A 13,654-nucleotide genomic window follows, 5' to 3' on the forward strand; every position below is an offset into this window, starting at 1 on the left:
CTCTTTCATCGACGGCTCATGTTCCCATCATGTCCCCCCTTCACAGTGGAGGCGGTTGCAAGGACGTCGGACGGTCTGGCGTCTCCCTGAGGAGGACATGATGAGCGACGACGAGCTGCGGGTGGTGCTGTACTCCCACGACTCCCAGGGTTTGGGGCACACCCGACGGAACCTGGCCCTGGCCCGTTCCCTGGCTCAGCACCTGCCGGCGCTGACCGGGCGCCGGGTCACAGGCATGCTCCTGACCGGCGTCGACGATGCTACGTCCTACGGTCGGCCCGAGGGCTTCGACTGGGTGGTGCTGCCGGGAATCCGGAAGGGCTCCGGCGGTTACGCGCCGCGCAACCTCGCCGTGGGCATGGCGCACCTGACCTCCCTGCGCTCCGGGATGCTGGACGCGGCGCTCACCGGCTTCCGCCCGCATCTCGTCGTCGTCGACCGCCACCCCTGGGGCGTGGACGGGGAGCTGCTGGAACCGCTGCGACGGCTGCGGGCCCAGAGCCCCGGCACCGCGGTGGTCCTGGGCCTGCGCGAGGTGCTCGACGATCCCGGGGCCGTTGCCCGGGAGTGGGCCGCGCTCGGGGACCTCGACCGGGTGCACGAGGTCTACGACCAGTTGTGGGTCTACGGCGACCGCGCCGTGCACGACCCGGTGGCCTCCGGGGAGATCCCCGCGGCGCTCGCCGACCTGGTCCGGTACACCGGTTACCTGGCGACCGGACGGGCTGCCGGTCGCCGCACGAGCGGAGTCGATCGGCCCTATGTGCTCACGATGGTCGGCGGAGGCTGTGACGGACACCGGCTGACCCTCGCCGCGGCTCGTGCCCGGATGCCGCACGGCCACGAGCACGTGGTGATCACCGGACCGCAGATGCCGCAGGAGCACGCCGAACAGGTGCGCGCGGCCGCCGTGCCGGGCACCCGCGTCCTGCCCTGCGTCCCGGACGCTCTCGCGGAGGTCGTCGACGCCAGCGCGGTGGTGTCCATGGGCGGCTACAACTCCGTCGCCGAGATACTCACCACGAACACCCCGGCCCTCCTGGTGCCCCGCGACCGTCCTCGTCAGGAACAACTGATCCGGGCCCGCGCGCTCCAGGCACGCGGCGCCGTGGATGTGCTGACCGTCGACGCCCTCACCAGCACCGCGCTCAGCGGGTGGCTGCACCGCGTGGCCGGCACCGTTCAACCACGCCGGCACCTGGCCCTCGGCGGGCTGCACACCGTTCCCGTGCTCACCGCGGAACTGCTGGCCAGGGCCGCGGCTTCCGTGCCCGCGGGCGCGCCGACCGTGGCGGTGAGCCTCTGATGGGCGGTCACCGCATCGGCTACGTGCTCAAGGTCTACCCCCGCTTCTCCGAGACCTTCGTCGTCACCGAGGTGCTGGCCCGGGAAGCTCAGGGCGAGGACCTCACGATCTTCGCCCTCCGGCACAGCACGGACCCCCGCTTCCACCCCGAGCTCGCCCGCGTCCAGGCGCCGGTCCACCACGTGGAGCGTCCCGACCGGGCCTCCGCCGGCTGGGCCGTCCTGGCCCGTGCGACGGAGGTGATCCCCGGGTTCGGGTCTCGCTTCGCCGAGCTGCTGCCGGAGCTGGCCGGCACGGAGGCCGCGGAGGTCCACCAGGGGGTGGCGCTGGCCACTCAGGTCGTGGAGCAGGGCATCACGCACCTGCACGCCCACTTCGCGACGCTGGCCGCGCACGTGGCCGAGATCGCCTCCCGGCTCACGGGGGTGCCGTTCTCGGTGACGACCCACGCCAAGGACATCTTCCACGACTCCGTGGACCCGGCCCGATTGCGTCGCACCCTGGAGCGGGCCGAGCACGTGGTCGCCATCTCCGAGTACAACCGGTGCCACCTGGCCGCCGCGCACCCCGGCCAGGCCCACCGGTTGCGGCTGGTGCGCAACGGGCTCGAGCTTCACCGCTTCCCCTACCGGGACCCCGCCCCCGTGGGCGAGGTCCTGCGGGTCGCGGCCGTGGGCCGGCTCGTGGAGAAGAAAGGATTCGACCGACTCGTTCGGGCGGCCGCGCAGTACCGCGCAGCCGGTGGACGGCTCTCCGTCACGATCGCCGGCGGCGGCGAGCTGGAGCAGCACCTGCGGGCCCTCATCGAGCAGCTGGGCGCCGCGGACGTCGTCGAGCTGGTGGGTCCCCGCACCCAGGCCGAGATCAGGCGGCTGCTGGGCGCCGCGGACGTTTTCCTCGCCCCGTGCGTCGTGGGGGCAGACGGCAATGCCGACGGCCTGCCGACCGTGCTGCTCGAGGCGATGGCCCTGGGCGTGCCGGTGATCGCCACCGATGTCACCGGCATCCCCGAGGTGGTCCGCAACACTGCCCCGCGCACGGGGATCCTCGTGCCGACCGCCGACGACGACGCCCTCCTCAGGGCTCTCAGGACCGTCGCCGAGCCGGGTTTCGACCGGGTGGGCACGGCCCGGGCCGCCCGCACGCTCGTGGCCCGCGACTACGACTCCACCGAGCAGGCCGCCGCCCTGCGATCGCTGCTGCCCCCGCTGGTCCCCACCGTTCCACCGTCCGGTCCGACCTCCGCCGCGACCTCCACCGAACCCCTCGTCGCGGCCCCCGCCGCGGTTCTTGCCCACGTCCTCGGAGGAGCTGACCGCTGATGCGCCTCGCCTATGTCTGCGCCGATCCCGGCGTCCCCGTGTTCGGTACGAAAGGCGCCTCCGTGCACGTTCAGGAGGTCCTGCGGACCTGGCGGGCCCGTGGCGCCGAGGTCCGCCTTTATGCCACCCGCCTCGGTGAGGACGTCCCGGACGACCTCGCCGACGTCCCGGTCGTCCACGTCCCGGTCCAGGCGGCCCCCGCCACGACGGCACCCGGGCGCACTGCCCGCGTGGCCGCCCGTGAGCGCGCCCAGGCGCACGCCGCCCGCTGGATCGCGGAGCGGGTCGTCGCCGACGGCGCCGATGCGGTGTACGAGCGGTATTCCCTGTTCTCGACGGCCCTCACCGAGATCACCGACGCCCTGGGCGTCCCGGGCATCCTCGAGGTCAACGCGCCGCTGATCGACGAACAGCAGACGCACCGCGACCTCGTGGACCGGGCCGCCGCTCTCGCCGCCCTCTGCGCTCAGGTGGGGGCCGCCACCCGCACCGTGTGCGTATCGGAGCCGGTGGCACACTGGGTGGATCGGACCGTGGCCGTTGCCGGCGGGCGTGCTGGACGCGTACTGGTTGTGCCCAACGGGGTCAACGTGGACCGAATCCGTCCGTGCGCTGACTCGGCCGTGGCGGGACCCGACCCGGTGCCGCCGGTGGTTGTGTTCGTCGGCACGCTCAAGCCGTGGCACGGCGTGGAGCACCTGCTGCGCGCCCGGTCCGTGGCCACTGCTGACTGGCGGCTTCGCGTGGTGGGGGACGGCCCCCAGCGGGTCCCCCTCGAGGAGCTGGCCGCCGAACTGGGCGTCGAGGTCGAGTTCACGGGTGCGGTGGCCCCCGCCGGGATCCCCGACCTTCTGGCCGACTGTGCGGTGGCCGTCGCGCCCTATCCCGCCACGCAGGACGCGGCGGGGCAGTACTTCTCGCCGCTGAAGATCTGTGAGTACGCCGCAGCGGCCCTGCCTGTCGTCGCGTCCCGCGTGGGCCAGGTCCCGGCCGCGGTCGAGGACAGGGTCACCGGGCTGCTCGTGGAGCCCTCGGATCCCGCCGCGCTGGCTCGAGCCGTCGACACGCTGGTGGCCGATCCCGACCGGCGTCGTGCCATGGGTCGGGCCGGCCGCCGTGACGCGGTCGCACGACGTTCCTGGGCTGCGGCCCTCGACCGCACCCTCGCCGGCACGGAGCTCGAGTGCACAGGTCTTACAGGCACGGGGCTGAGGGGCCCAGGTGACGCCGAGGCCGGTGCCGAGCCGTCGGTTCCCGCGGGGGCACGCCGGTGAGCGGGGGCAAGCATCTCGACCGCCGGGCCCTCCGCCGCACCCTCGGGCTGCTCGGCCCGCATCTGCGCGAGCGCCGCCTGCTGGCGGGGGGCGGGGTGCTGATGCTGCTGCTCGAGGTGGCCTTCCGGGTGCTCGAGCCCTGGCCGCTGAAGATCGTCGTCGACGCCATCTCCCTCTCCCTCGGCGCTGACAACGTCGACCCGTGGATCCCCGCGGCCTCGTGGCAGCTGCTGCTGGCCGCCGGACTGGCCACGATCGCGGTGGTGGGTTTTCGGGCCCTCGCCAATTACCTCGCCACGGTCGCGTTCGCCCTCGTCGGCTCCCGTGTCACCACCGCCCTGCGGGCCCGGGTGTTCGCCCGCGTCCAGGCGCTGTCCGACCGCTATCATTCGGTCTCCCGGGCGGGGGACACCGTCCAGCGCCTGGTCTCGGACATCGGCAAGCTGCAGGAGGTGGCCGTCACGGCGGGGCTGCCGCTGCTGGCCAACGTGCTCACCCTCGTGGTCATGTGCACGGTGATGCTCGTCCTCGACTGGCTCCTGGCCCTGGTGGTGGTCGTGGCGATCCTGGCCTTCCTGCTCGTGGGACGCGGCTCCTCGGGCCGGATCACCGAGGCTTCGCGGCGGACCCGGCAGGGAGAGGGCGCCTTGGCGAACACCGCCCACGAGTCCCTCGGCGCCATCCGCACCGTGCAGGCCTACGGGCTGGAGGAGCACATGGCCGAGTCCTTCGCCCGCTCCAACGAACTGGCCCTCACCCAGGGGGTGCAGTCCCGCCGTCTGGCCGCCGCGCTCGAGCGGACCACGGACGTGATCGTGGGGGCGGCCACCGCGGCAGTGATCTTCGGCGGCGGCATGCGGGTCCTCCAGGGCGCGATGAGCCTGGGCGACCTGGTCCTGTTCATCACCTACCTGAAGACGTGCATGAAACCGTTGCGGGACATGGCCAAGTACACCGGGCGCATCGCCCGCGCCGCGGCCTCCGGGGAACGAGTGGCCGAGCTGATGGAGGAACCCGTGGACGTGCGTGAGGCCCCACACGCCCTGGTCCTGCCGGGGGTGCACGGGGAGATCGCCCTCCACCACGTGGACGCCGCCTACGGCGACCCGGAGCGTGAGGGGCGCACCGTGCTGCGCGACGTCGACCTCGTGATCCCGGCGGGCCAGCACGTCGCCGTCGTCGGCCCGTCCGGGTCCGGGAAGTCGACCCTGGTCTCGCTGCTGGTGCGGATGATGGACCCGGTCGCGGGCTCCGTGACCCTCGACGGCCACGACCTGCGCGTGCTCAGCCTCGGCACCCTGCGCAGCAGCACCGCTCTGCTGCTGCAGGACTCCGTCCTGTTCCACGGCACCGTGCGGGAGAACATCCGGCTCGGCCGCCCGGCGGCCACCGACGCCGAGGTCGAGGCCGCCGCCGAGGCAGCCCAGGCCCACCACTTCATCACCGGGTTCCCGCAGGGCTACGACACCCCGGTGGGAGAGCGCGGGGCCACGCTCTCCGGCGGTCAGCGCCAGCGCCTGGCCATCGCGCGCGCCCTGCTGCGCGACGCACCGGTCGTGCTGCTCGACGAGGCCACCACAGGACTGGACCCGCAAGCCGCCCGGGACGTGCTGGACGCCGTCGGCCGGCTCGTCCGAGGCCGGACCTCCATCGCCGTGACCCACGACGCTGCACTGGCGCTGACCTGCGACCGGGTGCTGTGGATCCAGGACGGCCGGATCCTGCTCGACGGCACCCCCGAGGAGCTGCTGTCCCGCCCCGACGGCGTGTTCGCCGCCTGGGTCGAGCAGCAGCGCACGCGCCGACGTCGGGAGGTCCGGACGTGAACGCCCACCTGCCGCACTCCTGGGAGAGCCTGCCGGCCCTCGACACGATCCTCGACGCCGACCGACTCACCGAGCTCTTCGGGAACGAGCTCGGCGGAAGACTGCGGACGAGCCGTTTGCGCTACAAGCCGGGGGTCTCGGTCGTCGCCCGCGTGGACGTGGAGGGAACCGGGGCGGTGCACTGGGTCGCGGCCTACGCCCCCACCGGGGACGGGCGGGACAAGCTCGACAAGGTCATGGCGCGAAACGATCACGAGCCGCGCCACGGCCGCAGCGGCCCCGTGCTCGTATCGGGCGTCCCGGGCCAGCCCGGGCACCGACTGGCCGTGGGCCGGATCGCAGCGGATCCGGACCTTCGGCGCCCGCTCATCGCACTCGATCCACAACAGGGGCAGAACCTCGGACAACCGGGAGCTCCCGCCCGGCTGCTCCGCTACAACCCCCGGCGCCGGGCAGTGTTCACGGACACCGACCACGACACCGGCGCCCGCCTGGTCACGAAGGTCACCGCCGGCCCCAGCCCCGCGGACCCCGCGCTGCTGGCCCGGCTAGCCGCGGCGGGAGTGCCGGTGCTCGCCCCCGTCCCAGCTCCCGGACGAACGTGGTCGCCGCACGCGGTGCGCTACCCGTGGTTCGGCAGCGGTGACCTGGCCGACCTGGCCGCCGACCGCTCGGATGCTTCCGCCCGCGTGACTGCTCTCCCGGCGGCCACGGCAGCCGGCGCCGCGCTGGCCCGGCTGCACCTCGGCGGTCCGTCGCTGATCGGCTCCGCACGGGTCGGGGTCCCCATCGTCCCGGAACGGAAACTGACTGCCCTCGCCGCCGACCTCGGCGAGCTGGACACCGACCTGGCCCAGCGCTGCGCCCTCATCGGGCGGGCAGTGACCGCCGCGATCACCGAGCGGGAGCGGGCCGGCCTGCGGTTGCTCCACGGTGACTTCTCAGCCGACCAGGTGCTCGTGGAGCGCTCCGCGGGGCCAGAGGCCCCGCAGCTCCGCCTCACCGACCTCGACCGCGTGCGCACCGGCCCGGCCGCCGACGACCTCGGCGGGTTCCTCGCCGTCGAGCTCCTCGGATCGGGAACCATGGAAGCACCCGATGGGCCGGAGAAGCCTGCACTGACCGGGGCCCTGCTGCGCGGGTACGGGGCCGAGTCCGACCTCCCGGGCCCCGACGAGATCCTGGCCTGGGCCGCGTTCCACGTCCTCGCCCGAACCATGGAACCCTTCCGCTCGAGCGCCCAGGACTGGCGGGAGCGCACCCACCGGCAACTCGTGCTCGCGCACCAGCTCCTGGAGCAGGCCCTCCAGGCGCCCAGTACAGACACCCGCGATGTGCCGCACGACCGCTCGGCGCCCTCGTCCGCTCCACCGGTGCGCGTCCCGGAGGCCGTGACCGACGCCGACGGCAGTCAGCTGCGGGTGTGCCGTGCCTGGCCCACCGGTACCGGGCGGCTCGCACTGGAGCTGGCGGACGACCAGGGACGCGTCAGAGCAGGCGAGGCGATGCCCGGCCCAGACCGGTCGTGGACGGTGCACGTCCTCCCGTACGGAGAGGACCCCCGCCTGCCGGGTCTCGCCGCCGCGGTCGCGGACAACGGCCGTGTGGTGGTGCACCGGCACCACCGGCGTGCGGTGGTCGAGACCAGGGACCGCTACGTCAAGTACCTCGCGCGCGGGCGGGCCGTACGAGTCGCCGAGCTGTCCGCAGCACTGCACGGGCAGGGCCTCGCAGCCGGCTTCGCGGTGCCCGTGGTACTGGGCCACACCGAGGACCGGGTCGAGTTCTCCGTTCTGCCCGGGCGGAGCCTGCACGAGCTCGGGGCAAAGGGCCATGCGGACGACTACCGTGCCGCGTGCGGCCACTGGGCAAAGCTGTGGCCCGTGCTCGCCACCACCGTGCCCGGGGACGAGCAACTACCCGAGCACACCGCCGAGGACGAGGCCCGCACCCTGAGCAGATGGGCGGGGCGGCTCGAGGCGTTCCCGGGGCTGCTCGACGCCCACCCCGGGGTCGTCGACCATCTGGCACGGCGGATCGGCGAGGACCTCGTGGCCCTGCCCGGCCGGCGGCGCGCACGAACCGTGCTGCACCGCGATCTGCACGACAAGCAGCTGCTCTTCAACGGCGAGCAGCTCGGGCTGCTGGACTTCGACACGGCGGCCCACGGAGAGCCCGAGCTCGACCTTGCGAACCTCACCGTCCACCTGGAGCTACGCGTGGCCCAAGGTCTGCTCGACCCCTCGCTGCAGGCGGCGGGGCACGAGGCAGTCGCCGCCGTGGCCGAGACCCTGGAGGCGGACCCGGCTCGCCTGGCCGTCTACGCCGAGGCGACCCGGCTGCGGCTCGCCTGCCTCTACGCCTTCCGCCCGCGCTGGCGCCACGTGGCGCAGGGACTGCTCGACAAACTGGGCTCCTGAGAAGGTCCTCATGTTCTCATGCCCGTCTCACGGCGTTGCCGGACACTGGACGGCATGAGGATCTTCTGGTCGGCAGTCTCCCTGACGGTCGTCGCGGCGCTGGCGCTGCTGCTGTGGAGCGTGGCCGGCGACACGGACCGGGTGGAGATCGTGCGCGACGGCGTCTCCGTGAGCGGCACCCCCGCACCGGGCCCGTCACCCGGCGCCGTCCAGCGCTCCGAAGCGCCGTCCGCCGAGACACCGGTCCCCGAGAACACGTCGAGCCCCGACACCGACAACGCGGAACGGAATGCGGAAGACTCCACGACAACCAAGCCGGCGGACCCGCTCCCCGATGAGCAATCCGCCCCGGTGGATCCGGCTCCACCGGCCCAGGTCCCGCTGCCCGTGCAGCCCGCCCCGGCCGACGACGACTGGGACGACGACTGGGGTGATGACTGGGACGACGACTGAGAAGCAGGGGATGGCGAGGACAGCAATTGGACTGCAGCAGCGAACCCGGAAGCTGCTCACAGGGGCGCCTCTGAGATGACCCTCTCAGGTGGACGTCTGGTTCTGTGCCACGGGTCGCCAGGGGCGACGGGGTCATCACTGCGCCATGCTCACGGGGGCGTCCGCCGTGGGGATCGGTGCTCGGTGGTGGAGTAGGACCGAGCTTGAGCCGGACGGCGCGGATCGTCCCGATCAGGTGCACCGGCAGGTCGGCCAGCACGAACACCAGTCGGGTCACGGCACAACCTTCAGTCCATCACCACCGTGATCGCTGGATCTCCGGCTCGAGGCCGAGCGCGAGCTCTTCGAGGCGGGCGGGGTCTTCCCCGGCGCGCTCATCGACGCCTGTCTCGTGGGCTTGCGCGACCCCGACGACGCCACGCCGGTCGGGGAGCTCGCAGAAGATGCGGCTGCCCGGGAGGAGCTCATTCGCCGTCACTGGCACGTCGGCTGAACACGGCCGGCCGTCGGGCCGTTGGAACGTGTCGGGAAAGTGCTGACGGGGCCTGTCTGGCCTACCAGGGGCGGAGGCGGGTCTTCGGGACGTCAGCCCGATCATCGACCCTTTGACCATCGCCTCGGGGTGAGTGGGGAGGCGTTCGGAGTCGTCATCGGGGCGACGATCCTTGAAATCCCTTTCGACATCTTCAGTGCGGATTGCTTTGCATATGGCCCGGCTGCCGGCCACTGACCCACTGGAAGTCTTGTCTCCGGTGGGGCTCCCGTTCGGCCGATCCTGCTCCGGTTCCGCGGTGTTCTGCGGTCCGCCGGACCGTGCCAGTGCTCGGGTGGCTCAGCAGGGTGCTGGTGCAGCGCCGCCCGACGTCGATGTCCTGCATCGGAGGCACGAATCCCCGGTGAGACGGGATCCGGGTGGACGCTGTGCCGGGCCAGGCTCCTGCCGTCCTGACCGACGCCCTCACGGTTCGTGCTGGATACCTCGGATTGCTCCTCGGCCAGGGTGTCTTCTCGTGCGTCAGCCCTGTCAGGCGGATGCGGGACCGGGCTGGGGCGGGACCAGGACGAAGTTGCCGACGTGCGTTTTCTCCAGGAATTCCTGTTGTGCGGTCGCGATCCGGTCGAGCGGGAAGACCTTGGCCAGGAGCGGCCGGATCTCCTCGCGCTCGATGTAGGAGATGAGGTCCGGGAAGACCTGTTCGTCCCACGCTGTGCACCCGATCAGGGTGAGGTCCTTCAGGTAGAGGGTGCGCATGTCGAGCTCGACCAGGGGGCCGCCGATGGCACCGGAGGAGACATACCGCCCACCCCGCACGAGGAGTCCGAGCAGCCCCGGGAAGCCGGGGCCGGCCACGTTGTCGATCACGACGTCCACGCTCTGAGCCCCCAGCAGGTCCAGTGGCTCGTGGCGCCCGATGACCTCGTCGGCGCCCAGGGCACGGACCCGGTCCTGTTTGGTCTCACCGGCCGTGCCGATGACGTGCGCTCCGCGTCGTTTGGCCAGCTGCACCACGGCCGATCCGACGCCGCCGGAGGCGCCGGTCACCAGGACCCGGGTTCCGGTGGTGATCCCGGCGCGCCCGACCATGTTCTCCGCCGTTCCGTAGGCGCACGGGATGGTGGCGAGCTCCGCGTCGCTCCAGTGCGAGTGGACCGGGAAGGCCTCGTGTGCGGGGACGGCGACGAACTGTGCGAAGGCTCCGTCGACGTCGGAGCCCAGCCAGACGGTGTCCCACGAGGAGAAGCTCCGGGTGCGCATGCAGGGCCGGACCAGCACTCGATCCCCGAGCACGGACTCGTCCCCGCCGGGACCGACGGCGACAACCCGGCCGCAGCAGTCCGCGCCCTGGATCAGGGGGAACGGGGTGGCCGCGTTCCAGCCCCCGTCCGGCCGCGCCGAGGCGTCCCCGGTAAGGTCCTCCGAGGCGTCGTCGGTGCCTGCCGTCACCGAGGAGGAGTACCAGCCCAGCCGGGTGTTGATCTCGGTGTTGTTGACCCCGGCCGCCAGGACCTGGACCAGCACCTCGCCCTCGCCCGGCTCGGGTGTCGGCACGCGGGACAGCACGAGCCGGTCACAGCCGCCGACCCCGGTCGTGACGACCGCGACCATGGTCCGGACGGGAGCACGTTCCGCGGGGCGGGAAGAAGGCGTGGCCATGGCCCCATCCTCTGCCACCCGGGCTGGGGGCGCCATAGAGCCGATGGTGGCGGTGTGCCTTTCGACGGGCCGACAGCGCGCACCGGCTGCCTGCCTCCGGTCAACAGCTCGCCTCGGGCGCCCACAGTGCGGGACCGAGGTGAAGTGATCCCGTCAGGGGCGCTTTCGCCCGATCAGCATCCGTGCCTACCGGTTTCCCGCGAGGCGCTGTCGGTCAGAGGTAGACGAAGTGGGAATCGTAGTCGGTGGCCATCTGAACGACCATGCGGTCCAGGAGGGCGGAGACATCGATGCCGGCCTGGGCGAGGGCGGGGAGCACCACGGTCTCTTCCTTCTCGATCCGCAGGGCGATCAGCACGGCCAGAGCGCGGGCGGACAAGGCCGCTTCCAAGGCGGTGTCGGCCTGCTCGATGCGCTCGATCAGGCGCAGGAGGAACTGGTGGTCGACCTCGAGTGCGGCGACGAGGCTGTGGGCGCCGATCGTGCGTGCGCATTCGTAGAGAACGCGTTCCTCGGTCTCGAGGTGAGCGAGGACATCACCGCGCAGGAAGTGGACGAGGGCGCTCCGGGCGCGCAGGTCGTCGTGGCCGGTGTCGATGGTGGCAGTGAGGGCGTCGGTGCGCTGGGTCAGCGCCGACCACAAGCCGGCGTGGTGGCCGCGGGAATCACGGGGCACGGAGCTCATCGGGTCGGCGGCGTCGGTGGTGTCGTTCTCGTTTGTGGTGGTCATGCTCGTATTTAACTAGCATATGATAGGCAAATTCAAGGGTTCGACGGGGGCGGGATCCCTCGGCCGGCCGGCGTTCTCGCTCATGACGAAAGGATTTTGTGATGGCAAAAGAAATGACTCCCGACGAGCGACGGTTGCTCTCGCGGTGGATCGAGCAGTTGAGGGTCGAGTTCGACCTGGAGGGGCTGGACGTCCCCCTCGAGGAGCTGCTGGCTCTGGCCGGGGCCGTTTCCGCCGCGGTGGCCCGCCCCGCGGTGCCGGTGACGGCCTATGTTGCCGGTTACCTCGCGGCTGTCCGTGCCCAGGGCCTCGAGGGGCCTGGCGCTGGGCAAGCGGTGCGCGACGTCGCCGGCGTCGTCCCGGCGCCGGCGGCCGGTCCCCGGGAGGGCTGAGGGCGGCGGGGCAGCACCTGGTGTTCGCCTCGGTGAAGCGAGGTGCGGCGGGGTTCTCGCCCGGAATGCCCGCGTCCCCGAGTTCGCGCGCACGGGGACCTGTACGTTCTCGCAGCTGTCCTGCTCCGCTCCCCGAATATTGCGCTTGACATACTGAATAGAGTGGCCGTAACGAGCCTCCGGGCGGAGCAGTCGCCGAAAGCAGCCGCTCCTCGATCCTGTGGGGCATCGATCGAACCGGGAGGCAACCGTGGCCATCCAGCAGTACACCGCCGATCAGACCCGGGCCGCACCCGTCCCGGCCGTGGTGCCCCGGTCCAAAGGCCGGATGGTCGTCAACTGGATCACGTCCACCGACCACAAGACGATCGGGTACATGTACCTGATCTCCTCCTTCGCCTTCTTCTGCATCGCCGGGGTGATGGCGCTGCTGATCCGTGCCGAGCTCTTCGAGCCGGGCATGCAGATCCTGGAGACCAAGGAGCAGTACAACCAGCTGTTCACCATGCACGGCACCCTGATGCTGCTGATGTTCGGCACCCCGCTGTTCGTCGGCTTCGCCAACGTCATCGTCCCGCTGCAGATCGGCGCCCCCGACGTCGCCTTCCCGCGGCTCAACGCCCTGGCCTTCTGGTTCTTCCTCTTCGGATCCCTGATCGCCACCGCCGGGTTCCTCACCCCGCAGGGCGCGGCCTCCTTCGGCTGGTTCGCCTACACGCCGCTGTCGAACTCCTCGTTCTCGCCCGGTGCCGGTGGTGACCTGTGGGTGTTCGGGCTGGCCCTGTCCGGCTTCGGCACGATCATGGGCGGCGTCAACTTCATCACCACGATCCTGTGCATGCGCGCCCCGGGCCTGACCGTGTGGCGGATGCCGATCTTCACCTGGAACGCCCTGATCACGTCCTTGATGGTGATCATGGTCTTCCCGCCGCTGGCCGCGGCGCTGTTCGCACTCGGCATGGACCGCACCCTGGGTGGGCACATCTTCGACCCGGCCAACGGGGGAGCGGTGCTGTGGCAGCACCTGTTCTGGTTCTTCGGCCACCCCGAGGTCTACATCATCGCGCTGCCGTTCTTCGGGATCGTCACGGAGATCATCCCCGTCTTCTCGAGGAAACCGATCTTCGGGTACAAGGGCCTGGTCTTCGCGACCATCGCCATCGCTTCCCTCTCCATGACGGTGTGGGCCCACCACATGTACGTCACCGGTGCCGTGATGCTGTCCTTCTTCGCGTTCATGACCATGATGATCGCGGTGCCCACCGGGGTGAAGTTCTTCAACTGGATCGGCACCATGTGGCAGGGCTCGATCACCTTCGAGACCCCCATGCTCTGGGTCCTGGGCTTCCTGTTCACGTTCCTGTTCGGCGGGCTCACCGGGGTGATCCTGGCGGTCCCGCCGCTGGACTTCCATGTCTCGGACACCTACTTCGTGGTCGCCCACTTCCACTACGTGGTCTTCGGGACGGTCGTCTTTTCCATGTTCGCCGGGTTCTACTTCTGGTGGCCGAAGTTCACGGGCAAGATGCTCAACGAGCGGATCGGCAAGATCCACTTCTGGCTGCTGTTCCTGGGCTTCCACATGACGTTCCTGATCCAGCACTGGCTCGGGGTCTCGGGAATGCCCCGGCGCTACGCCGACTACCTGCCCGAGGACGGGTTCACCTGGATGAACCAGATCTCCACCGCGGGTTCCATGCTGCTGGGCCTGTCGATGATCCCCTTCTTCTTCAACGTGTACACGACCTGGCGCAACGGCACGAAGGTCGAGGTCGA

Annotated in this window: 10 protein-coding genes; 8 read left to right on the forward strand and 2 right to left on the reverse strand. The window is 71.2% G+C overall.

All coding sequences use genetic code 11. The annotated features are described in order from the left end of the window. Positions 1–100 precede the first annotated feature (100 nt). The 6 genes from AVL61_RS00120 to AVL61_RS00145 are packed head-to-tail and all read left to right on the forward strand — an operon-like array spanning position 101 to position 8,601. On the forward strand, positions 101–1,306 hold the full coding sequence (locus tag AVL61_RS00120; protein WP_058872362.1) for a glycosyltransferase family protein: 1,206 nt from the start codon (positions 101–103) through the stop codon (positions 1,304–1,306). Next, positions 1,306–2,628 (forward strand): glycosyltransferase, encoded by a 1,323-nt coding sequence (locus AVL61_RS00125; protein ID WP_082696855.1) that lies wholly within the window; start codon positions 1,306–1,308, stop codon positions 2,626–2,628. The genes AVL61_RS00120 and AVL61_RS00125 overlap by 1 nt, the downstream gene beginning before the upstream one ends. Continuing rightward, entirely contained in the window at positions 2,628–3,902 is a 1,275-nt protein-coding gene (locus AVL61_RS00130) for a glycosyltransferase family 4 protein (RefSeq protein ID WP_082696856.1), read from the forward strand. Before AVL61_RS00125 ends, AVL61_RS00130 begins: the two co-directional genes overlap by 1 nt. Further along, positions 3,899–5,728, forward strand: a complete 1,830-nt coding sequence (locus tag AVL61_RS00135; protein ID WP_058872354.1) for an ABC transporter ATP-binding protein — start codon at positions 3,899–3,901, stop codon at positions 5,726–5,728. Before AVL61_RS00130 ends, AVL61_RS00135 begins: the two co-directional genes overlap by 4 nt. Next, positions 5,725–8,148 carry a phosphotransferase family protein gene (locus AVL61_RS00140; protein WP_058872355.1) on the forward strand — a complete coding sequence of 808 codons (2,424 nt, stop codon included), beginning with the start codon at positions 5,725–5,727 and terminating at the stop codon, positions 8,146–8,148. The genes AVL61_RS00135 and AVL61_RS00140 overlap by 4 nt, the downstream gene beginning before the upstream one ends. A 54-nt stretch (positions 8,149–8,202) precedes the next feature. Beyond that, a complete protein-coding gene (locus AVL61_RS00145) occupies positions 8,203–8,601 on the forward strand; it encodes a hypothetical protein (protein ID WP_058872356.1) in 399 nt (132 codons plus the stop codon). A 1,024-nt stretch (positions 8,602–9,625) separates the two neighbouring features. Here AVL61_RS00145 and AVL61_RS00155 read toward each other — a convergent pair. Beyond that, positions 9,626–10,756: a zinc-binding dehydrogenase gene (locus tag AVL61_RS00155; protein ID WP_231738215.1), complete on the reverse strand. Its 1,131-nt coding sequence runs from the start codon at positions 10,754–10,756 to the stop codon at positions 9,626–9,628. Between the two features lie 214 nt (positions 10,757–10,970). Beyond that, positions 10,971–11,486, reverse strand: coding sequence for a hemerythrin domain-containing protein (locus tag AVL61_RS00160; RefSeq protein WP_058872359.1), 516 nt, complete (start codon positions 11,484–11,486; stop codon positions 10,971–10,973). A 101-nt stretch (positions 11,487–11,587) separates the two neighbouring features. On the opposite strand from AVL61_RS00160, the gene AVL61_RS00165 reads away from it, so the two are divergent. Both AVL61_RS00165 and ctaD read left to right on the forward strand, forming a co-directional pair. Continuing rightward, entirely contained in the window at positions 11,588–11,878 is a 291-nt protein-coding gene (locus AVL61_RS00165; protein WP_058872360.1) for a DUF6457 domain-containing protein, read from the forward strand. A 328-nt stretch (positions 11,879–12,206) separates the two neighbouring features. Continuing rightward, a partial coding sequence (gene ctaD / locus AVL61_RS00170; RefSeq protein ID WP_157571231.1) for an aa3-type cytochrome oxidase subunit I occupies positions 12,207–13,654 on the forward strand: 1,448 nt, incomplete at its 3' end.

It is taken from the genome of Kocuria rosea subsp. polaris (assembly GCF_001483755.1).
Classification (GTDB): Bacteria; Actinomycetota; Actinomycetes; order Actinomycetales; family Micrococcaceae; genus Kocuria; species Kocuria cellulosilytica.

Bases quoted from the DNA above. Each gene is read 5' to 3' on its own strand.
- AVL61_RS00125 (WP_082696855.1), top strand. From the start codon at position 1,306: ATGGGCGGTCACCGCATCGGCTACGTGCTCAAGGTCTACCCCCGCTTC.
- AVL61_RS00155 (WP_231738215.1), bottom strand. From the start codon at position 10,756: ATGGCCACGCCTTCTTCCCGCCCCGCGGAACGTGCTCCCGTCCGGACC.
- AVL61_RS00145 (WP_058872356.1), top strand. From the start codon at position 8,203: ATGAGGATCTTCTGGTCGGCAGTCTCCCTGACGGTCGTCGCGGCGCTG.
- AVL61_RS00130 (WP_082696856.1), top strand. From the start codon at position 2,628: ATGCGCCTCGCCTATGTCTGCGCCGATCCCGGCGTCCCCGTGTTCGGT.
- AVL61_RS00160 (WP_058872359.1), bottom strand. From the start codon at position 11,486: ATGACCACCACAAACGAGAACGACACCACCGACGCCGCCGACCCGATG.
- AVL61_RS00165 (WP_058872360.1), top strand. From the start codon at position 11,588: ATGGCAAAAGAAATGACTCCCGACGAGCGACGGTTGCTCTCGCGGTGG.
- AVL61_RS00120 (WP_058872362.1), top strand. From the start codon at position 101: ATGAGCGACGACGAGCTGCGGGTGGTGCTGTACTCCCACGACTCCCAG.